The following is a 19,637-nucleotide window of genomic DNA, read 5'->3' on the forward strand; positions in this document are numbered from 1 at the left end:
GAACCCGCCTCCATCGCTGTCGCCGCTTCGTCCAGCAGCAGCATCAGCGGAATAGGTGAATAGGTCGGATGAATGCCAAGTGCTGGGGCGCACTCGATGATCACAGGCCTTCACTCTGGATTTTGCTTTCTTCCTTTCTACGCCAAGGCAGTCGTCCATCGACTTCGATCTGAAGCGAGAAGCTCAAAAGCGTCCGGATCATAATAATCACGGCGAGTATGCCAAGACGTTCAAACGTCGGTACGATCGCGACCATTCCGATGATATCGGCCGCGATGAAGAACTCGAGACCGAGCAGAATCCCTCGCCCCAAATTGGCTCTGTAGGAACGATAGGCTCTCGTCCACTCTCCGCTCGCAAGATCACGCGCCATCCATGTGGTAGAGACAAGCACCCCCAACAGGATGACGGCGACACCAAGTATTTCGATCCCTGTTGCAATCCAATGAAGGGTGTGGCCTAGCCCATTCCGAACTTCGCCGCTGAGCAATAGATCCGACATTCGTGAGCGTCCTTCAGGTGGCTCGACCGCGAGCCCCACCAGTGGCACCGGTCGAAAAAGACCTTCTCAGCTCAACGTTCCCAAACGTAAGATGTCGCCGCGGGCGGCTGCAGGGCCAGTGCAGCCAGCACCGGGGCCAGGTTCGATTGAGGAGAATGCTTCTCGCTCACGGGACGATCGCCGGCTGCATGGTCCCCAGTATACTTACAACGAACAGGACCAAGAGTCCCAACAGCTGCTCGCTCACGATGTGGTTCCGCAGCTGGCGAAGGTAGTCGATGGTACCCGAGCGGCATGCAACGGCAGATGATTTCTCCAGCGCAGGAATAAGCCAGAACCTGTTGGCTACGGCAAGGCCGAGCATACCTATAAAAAGCACAAGCTTCACCGCCAGAAGCTGCCCGTACCCGGACGTCAATAGGGCGTAAACCGAACCGACCAGCAGCCAACTGTTGATCAGACCCGTTCCGACGAGAGTCGCGACCGCCAAATAGCCCATACCGGAAAAGCGGACGAGGACGTCGTCGAGCGGGGACACGTCATCAGGTGTCTTGCAGTAATGAGAGACCAGGTAGGCGAGTGGCAACAATCCTCCAAGCCAGGCTCCGGCGGCAAGAAGGTGCACCCCGTCAGCCAAGACATGAACAATGCCGGCCCATCCTTCCTCGACTTGGGTATGGCCAGTACCTGCTAACGAGAAGAGAAGTACGGCCGCGAGAAGGGATATCATCACACTTCCCGCGACATACGTCACCCCACTGCTCATCAGGACCACTATGAGCAAGGCAAGCAGCATGCGCCAGGTCCAGAGAGTGCCAAAACTCGTGTGCTCCGCGAGCAAGAGAGTGTCCGGATCGAGCAGACCGGAAACATCGCCGGTCATGCTTGCGACAGAAAAAAAGAACCATGCGATTCCGCTCACTATCGCCAGAAGTGCCGCCAAAAACAGCAGCCGCCCTCTCCAACGGAAGATTCGGTCTGGCTCTCGGCCTCGGTATGCGTAGAGGGGAAATAGCGCCATGCCAAACAGGGTTGTTGCCGCTATGTACTGCAGCAGTCGCGATGCTACGAGTCCAATATCTATCATCAGCGTCCCACGCTGAATGAGTAGCTTCCCTTGACGCGATGGGTATCGTCGGAGACCGCGTGCCAATCCACCTTGTAGTCTCCGGGCGCGAGGTCCTGCTTCATTGGGACGATCAGAATCTTCTTGTTTGCGCGATCCGTATCTGACTTCCCGACTGGAATAAGCTTACCGCTTGGATCCCTGAGCTCGATGCCTGAGAATTGCGGAATGACAGCTTCGTTAAATATGATTCGGATCTGCTTCGGCGCAGGCGCGGTCGTGCCAGCAGCCGGCTCCGCAGACTGAAGCTGCGGGTGAGCTTGCGCCAGCGAGGTAAACAGGAGGACCGCAACTCCAGCCGCGGCGCCATATTGAAATGCCTTCGACATTCTTTCCTCTTCCTTGTGAGATCTGGACTGGACGGCGCCGTCTGCGCAGCGACGTCCAGGATCAGGATCACTTGCCCTTCTGGATTTTGGTTACCGCGAAACCGTTGTCTGATTTCTCCGCCTCGAACGTAACCTTGTCACCCACCTTCACCTGCTTAAGCATCGCAGGGTCCTTGACGCGGTAGACCATCGTCATCTCCTCATCCATGCCAATGCTCTTGGCAGGTCCATGCTTCAGGGTGATCTTGCCCGCGCTCTCGTCGATTTTCTTGACTTCGCCCTTGATGTCTTCCGCCGCAGCGGCTGTCACCAACATGGCCGCCACGAGCACGGCGCCTGCCGTTTGGATCAGTTTGTTCATCGCATTCTCCTTCAGATGTCTTCGTTTGTCCCAGTCATAGCTCTGCGTTACATTTTCATCCCTTTCATCGCTTTATTCCCGCCATTCTTAGTCGGTGATTTCGGAGCTCCCTGCTCTTCCCGAACTGGCTGCGCCGCCGGCGTCTCAACTTCATAGGCAACGGTGCCTTTCGGGAATTGATAAGGACCGGGATCGCGGTAGTCGTCTTGCGCAAGTTCTTCCCGGATCTTCATGACCGTAAACATGCCCCCCATCTCGATCGGACCGAACTGTCCGGAGCCGGTCATCATTGGCAAGGTGTTGTCCGGCAGTGGCATTTCCATCTCCCCCATCGCCATGCCCGTCGATCCCATGGCCATGGAATCGGGCGCGAGCTTCTTGACCGCTTTGGCAATTGCTTGCTTGGGGACCCCGATCAACGTCCTGAGATCGTGACCCATCGCATTCATAGTGTGATGCGATTTGTGGCAGTGGAAGGCCCAGTCACCAGGGTTGTCGGCGATGAGGTCGAAGGCGCGCACCGCACCGACGGGCACGTCGATCGTGGTCTCCGGCCATTGCGCACTCTCCGGCACCCAACCGCCATCCGTACAGCTTACGGAGAAGCTATGCCCGTGCAGGTGAATCGGGTGATTGGTCATGGTGAGATTGCCGATTCGCACCCTGACCCGATCGCCAAGTCTAACCGGCAGCGGGTCGATCCCCGGAAACACTCGGCTATTCCAGGCCCACATATTGAAATTGGTCATCTCGGTGACCTTAGGAAGATAGGTTCCGGGATCCATATCGTAGGCGCTCATGATGAACACGAAGTCGCGGTCGACAGGGCGGAACGCGGGATCCCGCGGATGGACGATGAACATTCCCATCATGCCCATGGCCATCTGCACCATCTCATCGGAATGCGGATGGTACATGAACGTGCCACTCTTCTTCGTCTCGAATTCGTAGACGAAGGTCTTGCCCGGTTTGATGTGCGGCTGCGTCAAACCACCGACACCATCCATTCCGCTCGGCAGAATCATGCCGTGCCAGTGCACGGTCGTCGCTTCGGGAAGCTTGTTGGTGACGAAGATGCGGACCTTGTCACCCTCGACCGCTTCGATCGTTGGTCCCGGCGACTGCCCGTTGTAGCCCCAAAGGAACGCCTTCATGCCTTCCGCAAATTCGCGCACCACGGGTTCAGCAACCAGATGGTACTCCTTCCAATCTCCGTTCATGCGCCACGGCAGCGACCAACCGTTCAGAGTCACGACAGGTCTGTAATCCGGGCCACTGCTCGGATGAAGCGGCGGCTGCATCGTGACCTTGTCCATGATTGGCGCTTCCGGGATTGCAGCAGCCTGAACGCGGCCGCTGATCGCGGTCGCACTGACGAGCGCAGCAGTACCTAAGAAACCTCTTCTCGAGATCATCGCTCACTCCATTGGTTGACTGCCAATACTTCGATTAATTGGGAGTCGATGCTACGGCAGACACTGTTGTGATTCGTCCTTCCCTGCCGGAGTCGCCGGACCCGCCGCCGTTGACGGCTGTCTGGAGATCGGCCGTTGCTAGCCAGAAGTCGCGTTTTGCTTCCGTGGCGGCGCGGAGAGAGGCAACACGCTGTCGCGCTTCAGCCAGCACCGCAAAGACGTCGACCTGCATCGCGCCGTAACGCAGCTCCGTTTCGTCGGCGATCACCTTGCGCAGCGGCAGAACCTCGCGTTGATAGTGGCCGGCGATATCGTAGAGCGAGCGATAATTGCGATAAGTTTCCCTCGCCTCCGAGCGCACATTGACCGCCCGCTCCGTCAAGCGATTGAATGCCTGGTTATAGATCTCAGTTGCTTGCCTGACCCGAACTTCCCCTCCATCAAAGATAGGGACCTGAAATTGCAGCTCAAAGCCGCGCTGTCGAAACGGGCTGCCCTCTGGCTCCTTGGTGCGACTATCAATTCCCGCCAAATCCAGGAGCGTCACAAATCGGGTTGCCTCGGTCAGATTTTGCGCCCTGGCTAACGCGCCGAGCTCGATCCGAGCGATCTGCAGATCGACGCGATGTGCAACCGCATCGACCTCTATGAACGGCAGACTCTTTGGCCGTCGCGGCAGGTCAGGCAGGCGACTGGGAAGCTTGAAGTTCAGCTTCTGGTCCCAGAGCCCCATCGCCCGCGCAAGCCGCTCTCGTGAGCTCGCGGCCTCTTGCCGCGCGGAGGCAACATCCGCAGTGATCTCTGCGTAGAACACCTGCTCGCGCGCCTGGTCGAGCTTGTTCATCGACCCGGTCTTGCCGAGTTTCTCGGCCAATTCGGCGATCGCTTCCGCAGAGGTTTTCGTATCGTTCAGCACCACGGTAAGTTCATTTGCCCCAACCGCCCGGTAGTAGGCTCGCCGCGTCTCGGCTGCAGTTCGAAGCGTTTCAAGGATGGCCCGGAATTGGGCTGCACGAAACCGTTCCCGTGCAATCTCGGCGCGAAAAGGAAGCGTCGCGAGAGCCAGAATATCCCCAACTACCTGACGGCTGGTCTCGAAGGCCGCGTCCCCACTCACTCTTGAGATCGAAAAGACCGGATTGGGCGGAAGGCTCTGCTCGACGGAGTCTGCTTCGGCCAGGGCCAGTTCATTAAATGCAGCCTGCAGACCTTTGTTGTTGAGGAGGGCGATCTGGATCGCCGTTTCGACGTCGAGAGTCCGGCCGAGCAGCCTCTTTACCACTGCTTCCGTCGTGTCGGCGTCCTCGGCCGTGCGCACCGCAACCACGTCTTTTTGGATCGTGGCGCCGACACCGTCTGCGACGAGCGTCATGCCGTGGTCCGGAGAGAAGTTTGCACAACCGGCCAGCATCAGCGTCAGCACCAGCAATGACGAGCCGGCGATGACGCGAGGGTGCATCGAGTATGAAGTTCTCATCGTTTCCACTCCTACTCGGACTTGGCGGCCGGAGGGGTCACGCCCTGATTGTGCTCCTTCCAACCGACTGGCGATGCCGGCCGCAAGCTGGTGTAGGGAGCGACAGTCGAGCGATAGGAAGCGCCGCGGACTCGCACCCCGGGGTCCGCGGGATCCGGTCCCGCCAGCGGCGGTGCAATCTGAACACAGCCAGCTAGGACGGCGGCGGGTATCAGCGCCAGCGCTGGATTCCGCAGCTGCGCCAAGCGCTGGCATGCGACCGCACGTATTCGGACGCGGACCGCTCCGAGAAAATCGAACATGGATAGGAATCCTGACCAATTGACATGAATCACCTGGCCCGCGCTGGTGCGCTGGGCCATGCGTCAGCTTAGTCCGTTTGGTCAGGAAATCGGAGGACGGTAGTGCCGAGGCGGCGCGTTATCCCTCAAGCGGAGGTACGCCTCCGGCAGGTAGGAAGAGCGCTGTGGGGTCGGCGTCAAGATCTCAGCACTTCCGGCTGGCAGCCCGGGCACTGAAATCAAGCTGCAGCAGGTCGCGCCGCGAGGAGCCTTGGCCGGCTGATCTTGGTCGACGCGCCCATTGTTATCGGCCGATGCGTCGTCGGTGACGACGCTCGCTCCTGAGGCGGCTACATGATGATAAGCGTCACCATGCTCGTGATTGTGCACCACGACGCCTTGCTCATGACTGTCGCGGGGCGAGCAGTGCGATGACGCAACAGCAAGGCTAGGGGCGAATGCGCAAAACGCATACACGAGAGCAAGGACATATCCCGCTCTTCGCCGACCCGCGTTCGTCAACCACGACAACATACAACCGTCTCTACCATCGTTCGCGCGTGCGGAAAAGCCGACAACATCGAATTGCCGCGTACTGGACCATGCGCTCCGCCCGGCTCACGGTAGCCGAGGTGTGTCGCATATATACCCGTTCGGGGTACCTGTTGCAATATATCGCAGGGATCTCTCCCGCGAATCATGCGCCCGCCCCATCGCTGCGGACGGACTGCACACATGAATATTGATGCAAATCAACAACGTAGAACCAACATATAATAGGCTTGTTCTATCATCGCCTTGAAGGAGCGGAGTCATGATGGAACCTCGAATTCAAGTCCAAGAATGGCTACCGGTCTCTATAGTCGCGCCGGATGGGGATCTGGAAATCGGAGTCATGGATTATGATGGCCTGATCGTCGCGCTTCCCTATCCATGCCACAGAAGCGGAGTGGGCTTTGTGGACGCCGCAAACAGGAGGCACGTTGATATTCAGCCGACCCATTGGCGGAAATGGAATGCCTCTCGTGAGGGAGGCGGTCCGGTGGAGCTCCCGCGAGCGGAGCAAAGCTGACGATTGTATCCGGATCGCCTTCTTAGAGAGCGCTGGCATTACCTGCTGCAGGGCCGACCTCGCGCGCACGCTTCCTGAAAGACACCCCGGCGTAAACGTAGCGCTGACCATTGGGGTTACGTCCGGAGCAATCTCTATGAAAATGGTGTTTAATTTGGGTGCGGCCGCGATCGGTTTGCTCTTCGGCGTGTTGCCGGTAATAGCTGCGAGCGTTGTGAGCGACCGGCACTGGTCGACCAATCATCTGGCGCAACTTCCCGCTGAGCTACAACGTCGCGTGTTGGTGCTGCAGAGAACCTGCGGGTCCGAAATCTCCGCGCAACACTACTTTTCGACATCGATTGAGATCGGCAAGGAAGGTTTCCGGGCCCTTCACTTCCAAGATCAAGTTGCCAAAACAGGCAATCGATTTGCACTGAAGGCGGCTGTTTGCACGAGATCTACAGGCGACGCAACGGCACCTTCGGAAAGATCTTCGGCCTATTCGCGCAGGATGTCCGAATGGAAAGCTATTCGGGAACCCTATTGATCAGAGCTACGCTCGGCAGCGAAACGCAAAGCTTTCGCTGGACCGGACGCACGTTCGTTCGAGCGCACTAATTCGTCCTCCACGTTCATCGAGCGCCGCTCCGGGCGGCTTTCCCTTTGCGACTTTTGATAGGTATATATTGTGGATGATGCGCGGGGTCTGTCCGCTGCACAGCAGCTACCTCCCGTCGCGGCGCTGTATGCATACCTCTCGGCCAAGCTCTGTAGGTCCATTGCTATTGATCAAGCTTCGCGACGATTGCATGGCTGGCCCGGCCGAAACCGCGACTCTGAAGCGCCCCTCCTCGCCTCATACGGTCTCTGCTTCAATACAATTCTGTAAGCTCTGTGCCGATTCGGGTCCGTGAACTGCAATGATCAGGTGTTCGCTCGCTCGTCACCGGTCGACACATCCGGTTCATACCAAAGCTCCTTGATCACCTTGAGAACCTTCCTGCTGACATGCAGATTGCAATAATGTCCCGGCTGGCCGGAAACCGTGCCCGACTTGCGCCTGGGATTGTAGGTACAGACCTGCTCGTTTCCGCCCTGCGTGAGCGCACGCGAGGTCGCGATGCTGATCGCGCACTTTTCGAGGTGCGCAGGTGGTATTTTCGTTAATTCAGGATTGGTGCCGTCCTTGGTGATGAGCTGCCCATAGAAATCGAGCTCTTGCTTGACGCCGGCCGCGCGTAGCCTTTCGACGAAATTAAGCGTCTTTACGCGATCCTTTACCAACCCTGTTCTGCTCACCCAGACGTACATCATCAGCAGTGGATACGGACCAAAGAAGAAACGCGATCGTTTTCGGATTGGCTCAGCCAACAGAGAGGCAAGACCTGCTCCAAATCCGATCCCAAAAATCGCAAACCCAGAATACATCCAGACTCTGTGATAATCTGCAGGCAAATGCTCTCCCAGCATCAGGGGGAACAATGCCAATATGATCCCGATCAGACACAAGGAAATGCCAATGCGATTCATGATTGTACCCGGGTGAGTCGCGAGGCCACCGAACGGATGGATGCGGCTCCTTAAAGTTCTAGCCTTCATCGGCTGGCAATTCACTCTCTTGTTGGACGTCTCCCGGTAGACTAGACCCAGCTAAGACAGTACTCAACTCCTGCTCGGGCAACGCGCGAGATCGGAAGCGTTGGTTTCAAGCAACGGGATTCCTGCTGATTACTCGTAATGGCTGCATCAGCTGCAGCTGCCCGAAGGCGCTATGTTTCAACAAGGATGGGTCCTCGTTGGTGGATCCGCGAACTGACAAGTTCGGCGTGCCTGGTTCGCCCAGATGATCTAGTACCTAGGGTCGATGGTTGTAGGGCCCGCGCCAGGGCGCTCCACAACATTTCACTCTGTAGAGGTCGAACACGGGCAGATCGAAGACTCCTCCACACGCTGCCGCCCCTTCCTGCATCGGCGTTAACTTCTGCCTGCCACCATCTGCGATCCCGGCCGTGAGAACTCGACGCTCACGACGGCGTCCGCAATTCGCACAGCATTTCGCTGCATTGAACAGCGCCGCAAGGATCTGGTATTCGTGCGGGGTGCCTAGGCACGTGGCCACGCAGCCCTTGTTCAGCGGCGCTCATGATCAGTTCCTTGATGTTCCGCAGGCACGAGACTGAAATAGGCCGTCACCCCTCTTCGGGTGTTCAGTTGCTGGGTTTGCAACTCTGTCCTCGCCGTTGATGGCTCATTCGAAATATACGCGAGGCTCCCAGTCCGACCGCGAAGGCTCCAAGGAGAAGCGCAATCGCGTAGGCTGGCTAACCATGGCGGCAGCTTTCGGACGCTACACTTAAAGACTCGCTGAGCTTCGGATTCGGAGACAAAGGCGAACCCTATGGGCGTTGACACCATCGCGTTCGATCTTCAGACTACGGAATCACCTCGATAGCACATCATTTGGCCCCGGTAACCGGCCGTAGAGCAACTCGAACCATCGCTCATAAGTCGTATCGCGCTGCCGTCGCGCTTCGGTAATGGCGCCGCCTATCGTGTCGAAAGCCTTGAGCTCTGCAGCCTTGTAGGGGTTCGTATCAGGGGCAACATGCCGGTCCTGTCGAATGGACGACGCGAGCGGCATCAAGATCGACGACAATGGATTGAAAGCGGTAGCGAACATCAACCGGCTGGTTCGCATCGGGTGGAACCATTCGAGCAGCAGGGCAGACAAGGGCGTCGAGGTGGCTCTCACCCAATTTCCGAGGGTTGCTGAGTAGAGTTCATCCAGCCGCGACGAAACCTCGGCCACGCGCCGAAACGCAGCTCGGTTCTCCGGAAAGTGCAACTCCTCAACGCGCCGCTCCTCGAAGTGGATGGTATAGGCTTCGCGTTTGCAATCGGGATTGCCGGTCGGATTGTCGATCCTCATCTCATAGAGACCGGGCGCAAGCGCGGAGATTCGATCAAGGTGCTCGAGAATCGCGCGGTGTTCGAGACGCGCAACGCTGGCAGAGACAAAAATCCCGAGATGCCCGACGTGAGGATTGATGAGATACACGATCCGCTGGCCGGCGCGCTTCAAGTCTTCGGTGCTGCCGTAGACCGTCGGGATCCACCCAAGCGCCTGGTGGGGTGGGGTGATGTTGTCGCCCTGCGAGGCAAAAATGACCATCGGATTACGGACGCGGCGCAGATCGGCAAAGCAGCATTCGCACACCCGCAACAGGCCTTGTTCGAACTTATTGCCGATGAAGAGATTTTGGACAATGGCGAGCATCTCTTCTCGGCTGAGAAAATAGAAGCCGTTCCACCACCGCTCGAATTCAAGAAAGCGGTCGCGCTCCTCATCGACGTGAGCAAGGAGATTGGCATACTTGTCCCAAACCGCCTCGGGCTTCAGGTTCTCGAAATTCTGCACGAGCCATGCTCCATCGAACCGGCCGTTGCCGAGATCGGCGGTCAGGTGCGTGAGCCATGCCCCGCCCAACAATCCGCCGGACACGCGAGCCGGGTTGATGCCCGGTTCACCACTCCAATAAGACAAGGGCGAGCCGTTCAAGACGGCTGGTCCGGCGAGCCCCTCGCAATCCGCCGCCAGGATGGCGATTGCCCATCCGGCCTGACAGTTGCCATAGAGGATCGGAGGCGTTCCATCGTGCCTCCTCGATACCTCCACGACGAACCGGCGAAGCGCATGCAGTACGTCGGCAATGGTCTGGCCCGGGGCCGGATCGGGATAGAACAACACGAAGTAGACGGGATGCCCCTCGTGCATGGCGATCCCGACTTCCGAGTCGCGTTTGAAGCCCCCGATGCCTGGACCATGCCCGGCGCGTGGGTCGACGATCACAACCGGCGGCTTTGCTGGATCGAGACAGTCGTCGACGCATTTGTCTCCATATTTTCTTATCGCTGCCAACGCGTAGTTGACGGGCCGTTCAAACTGACGCGCGTCCAACAAGATTTCGTAGTCGAAATTGAGCAACGGCGGTTTGCCGGCTCGCTCATGAGCAATCATGTTGTCAGCACGTTGCCGGAGCGCGTCCCAGAACAGGATGGTTCGCTCCCACAAATCGCGTCCATACGCGAATGCGGTGGATACGCTAGGCTCGCCTGCGCCCTGCGGGGCGCCAAAATCCGGTCTTTGCAAATATGCCGGTTGTTGAGGCTCCGAAATTGCTTGCAGGCGAGCGGCTTGCACCGTCGTCGTCGGAACGACCTGATCGACTGTTGGGTTTGCGGCGGGAGCAGTTGGCATGGGTCGCCTCGAAAGCTGTTCGACACTCAACAATCGACCGGTTTTGCCTGCCGAGATTTGCGCCAAATCAACCCCATGCTTCTTCTCATAACACACCTTGGTAGGAGGTCTCGCAACCGGCTCCCCGCAAGCATGCGGCGCATTTTGCTGAAATTTCAGGCAGCACAGAGGGTGCTAACAGAATGCGCTTTTGACATGAATCAACTGGCAGAGGTTCGATTTTGCTTTTATCTTTAGACCTAAGGTCGCAATTGTCGTTGCCAGGAGAAGGAAATCATGAACTTGACAAAGATGCTCGCCATCGCTGCCGTCGCCGCCCTCGCCGCGGGGTCTGCTCTTGCCCAGAGCACGCAAACGACTCCCGATACCGAGAAGAATGGCCACCATTATTCCGGTGGCCCGAAGACCGAGGTCCCCCATCACATGGGAAAGAAGGACATGGGCATGTCTTCCGGTAAGAAGAAAGGTGCTGGCGGAAGCCATCATTACAGTGGGGGGCCAAATTCGGATGTCCCGCATCACACGGGTGCGAAGTAAGGCTGAAACAAAGCAGCTGCAGGCGCTCAGTACGCATCCGGTGAAGACCGCAGGCGGAGTAGCCCGCGCGGATGGACGATTGATCGGAGCGATCAGGCAGCGGCAGGGATGGCGGTGTGCTTCCAGCTCCAGGGCAGCAGGTCTGCGATCCTGCTGGCCGGATGATCGGGCAACCTGGCGAGGACGTCGGCAAGCCACGCCTGCGGGTCGAGGTTGTTGAGCTTGGCGGTCTGGATCAGGGTGTAGATGGCGGCAGCACGGCGGCCGCCATCGTCGGAGCCGGCGAAGGTCCAGTTCTTGCGGCCGACGGCCACGGCGCGCAGCTCGCGTTCGGCCGCGTTGTTGGTCATGCACAGCCGGCCATCGTCGATGAAGCGCGTGAACACCTCCCAGCGCTTGAGGCTGTAGTCGATCGCCTTGGCGGTCTCGCTCTTGCCGGAGAGCTTGGTGCGGCGCTCGTGCAGGAAGGCATGAAGCTCATCGACCAGCGGGCGGCTGCGCGCATGGCGCGCGGCTTTGCGCTCTTGGGCCGGCAGACCGTTGATCTCGCGCTCGATCGCAAACAGAGCGTCGATCTTCGCGATCGCTTCGATCGCGATCGGCGCCTTCTTCAGCCGTGCGATCTCGAAGAACTTGCGCCGTGCATGCGCCCAGCAGCCGACCTCGATGATCGGGCCCGGCTTCCGCGATGGATCGTAGAGCCTGTTGAAGCCGGCATAGGCATCCGCCTGCATCGGTCCAGCATAGGTCGCAAGATGCGCCTCTGGATGGGTGCCGGAGCGGTCGGGCGAGTAGAAGAACAAGGCGGCCGGCGGCGCGTGCCCGGCGAAGGGCCGATCGTCGCGCACATAGGTCCAGACGCGCCCCGTGCGCGTCTCGCCCTTGGCCAGAACCGGCACCGTGGTGTCGTCGGCATGGATGCGCTCGGCAGCGAGGACATGCGCCTTGATCGCATCGACCAGCGGCATCAATGTCGCCGCCGCCGCGCCGACCCAGTCGGCCAGCGTGGAGACGTCCAGCATCACACCTTCGTGCGCATACGTCGTGCTCTGCCGGTTGAGGGGCAGGTGCAAGCCGTATTTGGCGAATAGGATGTGCGCGAGCAGACGCGGTCCAGCGCGCCCGCGCGAGATCGGATGGAACGGCGCCGGCGGCTGGCTGATCGCCTCGCAGGCGCGGCAGGAGAACTTCTCACGCACATGCTGGATCACCTTCCACTGCCGCGGCACGAGCTCCAGCGTCTCGGTCACGTCCTCGCCGATCTTGCGCAACCTGTCCCCGCCACAGCATGGACAATTGGCCGGCGCGGGATGAACGACGCGCTCCCGCGGCAGGTCTTCGGGCAGCGGCCGCCGCGCCGGACGCCGCCGCTCGAATGGCTGCACGTCTATCTTCGCGGCCTTAGCGCGTTCGCCTGCCAGCTGCGCATCGGCTTCGGCCTCCGATGCATCCTCCTCGAGGTCGGCGAGTTCCAGCTCGAGCTGATCGAGCACCGAGGCGCGCTCGGAGGATTGGCCGTGCTGTTCGTGCTTGAGCTTGGCGATCGTGAACTTCATCTGCTCGATCAGCAGCGTGCGGGCGCGGACCTCGGCTTCGAGATTGCGTGCCTTGGCTTCCGCCGCAAGCTTGGCCGCCTGGCCGGCGAGCACCAGCGCCTTCAGCGTCGCGACATCATCAGGGAGCGAATCGGCTGTGATCATCACAGAAGATGGAATCACAGCTCCGCCCGGCACGCATCAGTGCCGTGACGTTCGAGCCCTCAACCAACAGCTTCCGGGCGCCACGTCCGCTGCGGATGCCGCCAGTCGATGCCTTCGAGCAGATAGCCGAGCTGGGCCGGCGTGATCGTCACCGCTCCGTCAACAGCCTGTGGCCAGATGAAGCGGCCGCGCTCCAGCCGCTTGGCGAACAGGCACATGCCCTGGCCGTCGTGCCACAGCACCTTGATCAGCCCGCCGCTGCGGCCGCGGAACACGAACAGATGGCCGCCATGCGGATCGCGCTTCAAGGTCTCCTGGACCAGCAGCCCCAGGCCGTCGAAGCCCTTGCGCATGTCGGTATGGCCGGTCGCCAGCCAGACCTGTGTGCCGGAAGGGATCGGGATCGTCATCGCGAGCCCGCCCGGAGCGCCGTGATCACCGCCGTCACCGTCGCGGCATCCGCCGCGCCGCTGATCCGGATCTTGGTCTCAGTCCCGATCTCGACTTCGATCAGCCCCTGAGGCGGAGCTGCCGCTGCGTGAAGATCGGGATCGGCTGCAATCGTCACAGCGGCGAAGCCGGGCACGGCAGTCTCCTCGCCGCACAGCTGCTGGCGCCAGCGGAACACCTGGCTGGAATGCACACCAAACGCGCGCGCCACGCCCAGGATCGTCGCACCCGGCTGCAACGCTGCAGCGACGATGCGCTCCTTGTCAGCCCGCGACCAATGCCGCCGTCGCCGCTCCGACGTGATCACTTCAACTTCCGCTTTGGCCATAGGACTAGCTCCAGGACTAGTCCTATGGCTTCGCGAAGCCTCACTGCCGACGCAAGGTGGCCGTCACCGGGGGCTTACGGCGCTCAGCGCCTTTATCCGTCGCAGTCCCGCTACCCCGTGGCGGCTGGGCCTAGAGTTTGGCGCGTTTACGGGAGTGAATGGCACGGCATCAAACGGGGAGCAGGGCTCCCGCGGGACCGATTTAGGTGCGCGAGCCTGGGCGCGACCCTGTCATAGTCACGATACCGCCCAGTGTCACCAGCGCTTGCGTTAAGAGATTGTTCCAGGCCATTCGCAAGAATGGCCTGACCTGAGAACGATAGCAGCATACTTGCGCAACACACCGCGAGTGGGTGCTCGCCACACCAAAGCACCGAACGCAAGTAGTGCTGCCGTTGGATGATGTGCCATGAAGCTACAGGACTCTCGCCATTCTCAGGCACGCGCGCGCCACAGTGTAACAGCCAGCAGTACATACGCAGCGCAAGTCCACAACGATTGCCAATTGGCCGGCCCCTCGTTGAACCCTATGTAGATCGCCGCTCCAAGAAAAACGCCGGCAAAAATCGATTCCGCCAAAGGGCGGTTTCCTTTCCTCGGGGGATTGAGCGCCGTCATAGCCGCAAAAGGCACCGCCGCCATGGTCAGCGCCGCGAAAGGAAAGTCAATGAATCGTGGATCAAACACGAGGCCGAGTGCGGTCGCCGTGCCGATCACGACGATTACGATCAAGACCAATCCGTGCATGATCGCCAGCAGCGATTCAGTCCGGTAGCCCCTCGGACCCAGCACGTCCAGAAAACTCGGCGACGGGCGACCCGACATAAGGGCGTTGGCGCCAAAAACCGGCGAAGCAGTTGCCGCGGCCAGAAGCGAGCCCCACAGAAGCCAGCCTCCCGCTCCGTAACTTTCATCGAACATCTTCTGGGCGGCCACCCCAAACAGGATTCCGGCTGTGCTTGCCGATAGTCCGACCGCAAGCCATGAGATGAGCCGGGGCTCCCCCGGCTTGCGGCGCAAGGTCAGCCAGGCCGCGCCGAATACGAGGACTGCCAGCGCCATTCCGCTGTACATTTGCAGCTTCCAGAGCGGAAAATTGCTGATCGGAATGCCGGGCGGATATTTCAGCGTGCGCTGCACGGAATCGAACAGGCCCCAGGAGCCGCCGACCGTGCCCTCGATGTCTCGCTTCCACGATTCATCGTAGGCCTCGAACGGGTTGACTCGGAAATTCTCGCGCCGAGCGAGATCGAGGACCTCGGAGACCACACGAGCCTGATTGACGCGCGAGGGCAGCGCTGACTCGCGCATCCGCCCCTCGCTTGGCCAGCCAATTTCTCCGATCAGGATTTCCTTGCCCGGAAAAGCCGACGCGATCCGCCGGCGGATGGTATCGACGTGCGCGGCAGCAAATTCGGCCCGGATCGGCACATTTTCCCAGTACGGCAGGATATGAACCGTGACGAAATCGACCGCGTCGTAAAGTTCGCGGTTGCTCAGCCAGAACTCCCAGACGTCGGCATAGGTGACGGGAACGGCAACCTGCGCCTTGACCGAGCGGATCGTAGCGGCGAGATCGGACGCGGTGATGTCATGACGCAACAAGGTCTCGTTGCCGACCACGAGCGCGATGATGGTTCCCGGAAACTGTTTGGAGAGGCGTATCGCCGTTGCGATCTGCGTCGCATTCTTCTGCCGGTCCTTATCAAGAAAAATGCCCTGAATGACCTTGAGGCCGGCCTTGGCCGCAAGTTCGGGAATTTGATCGAGACCGAGATCGGTCGCATAGGTGCGGATGCAGTCGGATATTTTCGCAAGCTGGACGAGATCTTCCGCGATCTGTTCGCGCGACACTTGCGTCGCTGGCGACAATGACGTCTGACGGCTGCGGAAGGGCGCGTACGATATGCATTGTAGCTTGTTGTTCGGATCGATCGGTGCGCGCACCAAGCTGACGGGTGTGCCCAGCCACCACCACACCGCGGCGACAACGCCGAGGGATATCAGGAGAAGCGTCAGCGGCGCGCGAAGAAAAAACGGGGGCCTCCTTACAGAACTGATGCGCCAGGCTTCTTCAGTGTGCGAGTCGGCACGCCGCCCACCGTATTTCGGGAGTGCGGTCGCGGGCAGCCGCCAGGCATCAGTTCGGTTCTCAAACAGCATATTGAGATGCCCTAGAAGAAGGTGGCGCACCTTACCGGCGACGTTCCGGACATAGTTGATCCGGATCAACCCACGATTGACCATTGTTATCGCCCATTGCCGTCGGCTAGGCCCTTCCCACTTAGAGAATGCGAAGAAATGTCGGGGCGCACTCTACACGACAGAACCCGCATTTAATGGCAGCGACATAATGCCGCCGGCCCACACCGGTATCGGCCTGCTGATCATGAGCACGACAATCTGCCGCGCCGCTCCGTCGCAGATACAATGCTCCTTTCCGCAGGATCATCGTGATGACCTGGGATGATGCGTGTGGGGCGCAAGCTTCATGGGCAACGGTCGAAACCGGCTGGAACAAACGCCGGGATGATGGCGGGATGGCTGCGACTTCGCCGTTGTGAAGACTCCCGTGGGATTGCAGATGCAGCTCCCTGATCCGGTCGCGGCCGTATTGATCGCGGACCGGCTTGCCATCCGTGAGGCGGCGGCTCCCGGTTCCCTTGGCGAAAAGCTGGCGGTCCAGGATCTCGCCCCGAGTGGTGTCGGATCATCCAGCCGAGGTTCTGCCTCAGCTTGTCATAGTTGGGGATGGAAATCTGGCAGGAGTCCGCAGCCATCAGCACTTTCGAGCCGGAAAAGGCGCGGTTCCACTGGCTCGCCGTCTCCAGATGGGCCTCTCGACCTTCGAGGGCGCGACGCGTCGCGCAATCCTTCTCGCGTACTGTTGCGGCAAGCCCGAACAGGTACTCCACACGGTTCTGCTCGCACCGCGCCATCCCTCGCGCGCAAAGCGATGCTGCCCGCACTGGGTCGATGTCCGAGGAGCGCAGCTTGGCTGCCAACAGATGCCGACTGCAGAACACGCAGAGCGGTCGATAACGCAGCAATCGGAACAGCCATGGAAGAAGCGTCCCTCCTGATGCCCGTACGGCGGGCCGTCGGTGGCGTCGAAATCGAGGATGATCCTGCGCCGGCGGTCGCGTGTGCGCTTCCAGGAACAGCGCACGGGCAGCGCCTCGATCCCCGCTGCATCATGGGCGAGCCTCTTCCTATCCAGCGCGAGAATAGCCGTTCCAGCTACAAGACGGTGCCGAGGGGACTGCTCAAGATATGGATTCGCCGCTTTTCGGCGTCCTCTTTCGCTTTTTGGCGTGAATCTCATCGTGAATGCTCCCTTTGAGAGCCGGGCCAGGCGAGGTTAGGACTTTCGCCGGCCTGCTCTGTCTCGCCGGCAAGGAGCATGCCGATGCTCCGGCTTCTGTAAGCAAACCGTTCAGGAAAAACGCCGATATGCCTTCGCAATCTCGCTCGCATTAACCATGCAACACTCGGGATGCCAGTCAATCAGGCTTGGCCCAGCATCTTGCGCTGCGACACATTGCGCTTCTGCATCATTCGCTCTGCAAGAAAGACCGCAAAGATGCTATCCGTCATAGCCATCTTTGCGGACTAGTGATGCTTCAGCCATCCGATATCTTTGATGTCATTAAACGAGTCGGTTCGGTGACAAAGATGACACTGGTTGACTTCAGCATGCTCTTGACCGGTGATCATGCGGTCCATCATTACGAAGTGCTCCATGTAGTGGCTGGGCGGAGCCTGATGGCATTGGGCGCAGTCCTTCGATGTCACAGACGGATGAACGTAGCCCGCGACCTGCCACGCGGTAGTTTCGTGGCACGCCGCGCAGTCCTTTCCGAATAATTCGCGGTGCGGATCCCGATTGCTGTGGCAGTTCATACAATCGAGGCCGGTTCTCTGCTCTGACTGCGAAGCAGGAATTCCCAAAACGCCCTTGAGGTCGTCGACCATCTCTCGGGAGATGGAGAGATGTTGCGGCTGGCCAGCCGGCGAGCGAGCGGCTATTTTTAACAGCGCGGAATGATCCATCGTGATCAGTCGGCCCGTACCCTTATGTTCGGGGTGGCAGTCGCGACATTGCTGTGCAGAAGCGTGGAAGGCGGTCGACTGCTTGCCTAAATCGCCCGCTGCGGTCGCATGACATGAGATGCAGGAGGCCGCCTCGATGCCGCGCAACGGGGTATGGCATGCTTCGCATCTTCCGCCGATAAACTCATGCTTGGCAGAGAGTGGCAGCGGCTGAACAGCGCCCGCAAAATTGGCCGTCACCATCGAACCACTTCGATATAGTGGGATGCTGATAAGCCCTGCCGCAAAAACTCCGGCCGCGATCAGCCCGACATAGAGAGGCGCGAACCTCACGATCGTTCCCTCGGTGTTCGAGAACGTCGCCTCGTGTAGAATTCTTCAACGCCATCAGCGAGAGCAAGCGCCGCCTTCTTCGCTCCAAGCTCTGTGCCTCTGAGCGTCTTCATGCCATTCTATCCCTTCGTGGCGCGCGCTTCGTGATGCGCGGACTTGTCGACGCGCTTCGACCAGGACCTATAGTACGCGATAGTGGTTAGTATCCAAAGCCCAGCGACCCCCACGATGAGCTGAGCAATCATGCCATCAGAGGTCAACTCAAGGACGACATGCGCCAAAAAGGAGAGGAATACACCAACGCAAAAGACCTCAAGCGATTGCTGACCACACTTGATCAAGGGCCGCAGCACCGGCGATGTTAACACTCGCGCGTGCGAAGGCAGGAAATGGACGACGACGAGCGCAAGGCTCAACAGATGCAGAACGCGATAGGGCGCCAGATTCGTCTTGTCATTCGGCGTGAACAGTTCGAACAGTGCGTCCGGGAAGAGCTCTCGCAGCAGAGGGATCGGCTGAGCCAGCGTCATCAGAAGACCGAAGATCAAAAAGCTCATGCTGACCGCGAGCGCAGCGCGCGACCTCACCAGAAACTGCACGGTCTGCGCCCCGCCCACAGCAAGCCAGCCGCCCAGAAAAAAGACGAGCTGCCAGGTAAACGGGTTGAAGTACCAAACACCGGCGGGATAGGACGGCAAGTTCCACTGGAAGTGGCGCGCCGCGAGGTAAAGCAACACTGAGCCGATCAGCACGCCGTTCCGGAAGCGCAGCATCAGCCACAGAATGGGTGGAAACGACGCCATCAAAACGATGTAGAGCGGCAGCACGTCGAGATTGAGGGGCTTGAACTTCAGGATCAGGCCCTCACCCAGCGTCTCCACCGGATGGTCCATCAAATTGCGGACATTGAACTGGTCCATCAGGTGCGGCACGTCAAAATTGTGCGCCAGATAGTGCACCGCAACGGTATAGACCAGGAAGATGAGCAAATGCGCTACATAGAGCTGCCAGACCCGGCGCATCAGGCGCGTGGCACCAATCAGGAATCCACGCTCCAGCATCATCCGCCCGAAAACGAGCGTGGCGGTGTAGCCCGAAATGAACACAAACAGATCCGCACCATCGCTGAAGCCGTAGTTGCGCGTCGTAAACCAGGAAAGGACGGCATCCGGGATGTGCCCGAGGAAGATCGCCCAGTTTGCGAAGCCCCGGAATAAGTCCAGCCGCAGGTCCCGCTGGCTGGTGACGAAAGCCGCCCTCACCCGCGTCCATCCTCTCAGCGCGGACTGGCTTGCGCCGGCTTCATGAACGCCATCGTGCACGGATTCACCACCGCAGCTGATAGGTTGAGAGACACGAGCGAGCAGGCTCGGGGGATGATGATGTCGCTGCCATGTCTTTCGAGAGCCCCTCAAGTTCAGGCGGCAAACTTG

General features: G+C 59.6%; 16 protein-coding genes. 2 read left to right on the forward strand and 14 right to left on the reverse strand.

Going from position 1 to position 19,637, the window contains the following annotated elements; all coding sequences use genetic code 11:
• Positions 1-100 precede the first annotated feature (100 nt).
• The 6 genes from ACVIJ6_RS38710 to ACVIJ6_RS38735 all read right to left on the reverse strand — a co-directional run bounded on the left by ACVIJ6_RS38710 (position 101) and on the right by ACVIJ6_RS38735 (position 5,210).
• Positions 101-502, reverse strand: coding sequence for a DUF1622 domain-containing protein (locus ACVIJ6_RS38710; RefSeq protein WP_028133045.1), 402 nt, complete (start codon positions 500-502; stop codon positions 101-103).
• Positions 503-668: 166 nt separating this feature from the next.
• Positions 669-1,589: a copper homeostasis membrane protein CopD gene (gene copD / locus ACVIJ6_RS38715; RefSeq protein WP_028133046.1), complete on the reverse strand. Its 921-nt coding sequence runs from the start codon at positions 1,587-1,589 to the stop codon at positions 669-671.
• A complete protein-coding gene (copC, locus tag ACVIJ6_RS38720) occupies positions 1,589-1,957 on the reverse strand; it encodes a copper homeostasis periplasmic binding protein CopC (protein ID WP_028133047.1) in 369 nt (122 codons plus the stop codon). Before copC ends, copD begins: the two co-directional genes overlap by 1 nt.
• Before the next feature lie 67 nt (positions 1,958-2,024).
• Positions 2,025-2,318 (reverse strand): copper-binding protein, encoded by a 294-nt coding sequence (locus tag ACVIJ6_RS38725; RefSeq protein ID WP_028133048.1) that lies wholly within the window; start codon positions 2,316-2,318, stop codon positions 2,025-2,027.
• A gap of 47 nt (positions 2,319-2,365) precedes the next feature.
• A complete protein-coding gene (locus ACVIJ6_RS38730) occupies positions 2,366-3,733 on the reverse strand; it encodes a multicopper oxidase family protein (protein ID WP_028133049.1) in 1,368 nt (455 codons plus the stop codon).
• Between the two features lie 34 nt (positions 3,734-3,767).
• Complete coding sequence (locus tag ACVIJ6_RS38735; protein ID WP_245269298.1) at positions 3,768-5,210, reverse strand: TolC family protein; 1,443 nt, start codon at positions 5,208-5,210, stop codon at positions 3,768-3,770.
• A 1,489-nt stretch (positions 5,211-6,699) separates the two neighbouring features.
• Between ACVIJ6_RS38735 and ACVIJ6_RS38740 the strand changes: the two genes are divergently transcribed.
• A complete protein-coding gene (locus tag ACVIJ6_RS38740; RefSeq protein ID WP_155253171.1) occupies positions 6,700-7,092 on the forward strand; it encodes a hypothetical protein in 393 nt (130 codons plus the stop codon).
• 377 nt (positions 7,093-7,469) lie between these two features.
• Here the strand turns inward: ACVIJ6_RS38740 and ACVIJ6_RS38745 are convergent, their stop codons facing one another.
• Together ACVIJ6_RS38745 and ACVIJ6_RS38750 are read right to left on the reverse strand one after the other, a co-directional pair.
• On the reverse strand, positions 7,470-8,075 hold the full coding sequence (locus ACVIJ6_RS38745; protein ID WP_155253172.1) for a hypothetical protein: 606 nt from the start codon (positions 8,073-8,075) through the stop codon (positions 7,470-7,472).
• Between the two features lie 910 nt (positions 8,076-8,985).
• Positions 8,986-10,803: a DUF3141 domain-containing protein gene (locus ACVIJ6_RS38750; RefSeq protein ID WP_080672078.1), complete on the reverse strand. Its 1,818-nt coding sequence runs from the start codon at positions 10,801-10,803 to the stop codon at positions 8,986-8,988.
• Positions 10,804-11,079: 276 nt separating this feature from the next.
• Here ACVIJ6_RS38750 and ACVIJ6_RS38755 point away from each other — a divergent pair, with 276 nt between their 5' ends.
• Entirely contained in the window at positions 11,080-11,340 is a 261-nt protein-coding gene (locus tag ACVIJ6_RS38755; RefSeq protein WP_028133053.1) for a hypothetical protein, read from the forward strand.
• A 92-nt stretch (positions 11,341-11,432) separates the two neighbouring features.
• Here ACVIJ6_RS38755 and tnpC read toward each other — a convergent pair whose 3' ends face one another.
• The 6 genes from tnpC to ACVIJ6_RS38785 all read right to left on the reverse strand — a co-directional run bounded on the left by tnpC (position 11,433) and on the right by ACVIJ6_RS38785 (position 19,526).
• Positions 11,433-13,040 carry an IS66 family transposase gene (tnpC, locus tag ACVIJ6_RS38760; protein ID WP_456772119.1) on the reverse strand — a complete coding sequence of 536 codons (1,608 nt, stop codon included), beginning with the start codon at positions 13,038-13,040 and terminating at the stop codon, positions 11,433-11,435.
• Between the two features lie 59 nt (positions 13,041-13,099).
• On the reverse strand, positions 13,100-13,450 hold the full coding sequence (tnpB, locus tag ACVIJ6_RS38765; RefSeq protein ID WP_456772120.1) for an IS66 family insertion sequence element accessory protein TnpB: 351 nt from the start codon (positions 13,448-13,450) through the stop codon (positions 13,100-13,102).
• Entirely contained in the window at positions 13,447-13,818 is a 372-nt protein-coding gene (gene tnpA, locus ACVIJ6_RS38770; protein ID WP_039187448.1) for an IS66-like element accessory protein TnpA, read from the reverse strand. The genes tnpB and tnpA overlap by 4 nt, the downstream gene beginning before the upstream one ends.
• 435 nt (positions 13,819-14,253) lie before the next feature.
• Entirely contained in the window at positions 14,254-16,065 is a 1,812-nt protein-coding gene (locus ACVIJ6_RS38775) for a glycoside hydrolase family 17 protein (protein ID WP_456777204.1), read from the reverse strand.
• A 1,365-nt stretch (positions 16,066-17,430) separates the two neighbouring features.
• Entirely contained in the window at positions 17,431-18,204 is a 774-nt protein-coding gene (locus ACVIJ6_RS38780; RefSeq protein ID WP_063831397.1) for a cytochrome c3 family protein, read from the reverse strand.
• Positions 18,205-18,323: 119 nt separating this feature from the next.
• The gene (locus ACVIJ6_RS38785; RefSeq protein ID WP_080672080.1) at positions 18,324-19,526 is read right to left on the reverse strand and encodes an OpgC domain-containing protein; all 1,203 of its coding nucleotides are present in this window, start codon (positions 19,524-19,526) and stop codon (positions 18,324-18,326) included.
• Positions 19,527-19,637: the final 111 nt, after the last annotated feature.

The sequence above is a fragment of the Bradyrhizobium sp. USDA 4369 genome, assembly GCF_054056435.1.

Excerpts from the sequence above, each read along its gene's own strand:
- tnpB (WP_456772120.1), bottom strand. The coding sequence starts at position 13,450 with ATGACGATCCCGATCCCTTCCGGCACACAGGTCTGGCTGGCGACCGGC.
- tnpC (WP_456772119.1), bottom strand. The coding sequence starts at position 13,040 with ATGATCACAGCCGATTCGCTCCCTGATGATGTCGCGACGCTGAAGGCG.
- ACVIJ6_RS38750 (WP_080672078.1), bottom strand. The coding sequence starts at position 10,803 with ATGCCAACTGCTCCCGCCGCAAACCCAACAGTCGATCAGGTCGTTCCG.
- ACVIJ6_RS38775 (WP_456777204.1), bottom strand. The coding sequence starts at position 16,065 with ATGGTCAATCGTGGGTTGATCCGGATCAACTATGTCCGGAACGTCGCC.
- ACVIJ6_RS38725 (WP_028133048.1), bottom strand. The coding sequence starts at position 2,318 with ATGAACAAACTGATCCAAACGGCAGGCGCCGTGCTCGTGGCGGCCATG.
- ACVIJ6_RS38735 (WP_245269298.1), bottom strand. The coding sequence starts at position 5,210 with ATGAGAACTTCATACTCGATGCACCCTCGCGTCATCGCCGGCTCGTCA.
- ACVIJ6_RS38745 (WP_155253172.1), bottom strand. The coding sequence starts at position 8,075 with ATGAATCGCATTGGCATTTCCTTGTGTCTGATCGGGATCATATTGGCA.
- ACVIJ6_RS38710 (WP_028133045.1), bottom strand. The coding sequence starts at position 502 with ATGTCGGATCTATTGCTCAGCGGCGAAGTTCGGAATGGGCTAGGCCAC.
- copC (WP_028133047.1), bottom strand. The coding sequence starts at position 1,957 with ATGTCGAAGGCATTTCAATATGGCGCCGCGGCTGGAGTTGCGGTCCTC.
- tnpA (WP_039187448.1), bottom strand. The coding sequence starts at position 13,818 with ATGGCCAAAGCGGAAGTTGAAGTGATCACGTCGGAGCGGCGACGGCGG.
- copD (WP_028133046.1), bottom strand. The coding sequence starts at position 1,589 with ATGATAGATATTGGACTCGTAGCATCGCGACTGCTGCAGTACATAGCG.
- ACVIJ6_RS38755 (WP_028133053.1), top strand. The coding sequence starts at position 11,080 with ATGAACTTGACAAAGATGCTCGCCATCGCTGCCGTCGCCGCCCTCGCC.
- ACVIJ6_RS38740 (WP_155253171.1), top strand. The coding sequence starts at position 6,700 with ATGAAAATGGTGTTTAATTTGGGTGCGGCCGCGATCGGTTTGCTCTTC.
- ACVIJ6_RS38730 (WP_028133049.1), bottom strand. The coding sequence starts at position 3,733 with ATGATCTCGAGAAGAGGTTTCTTAGGTACTGCTGCGCTCGTCAGTGCG.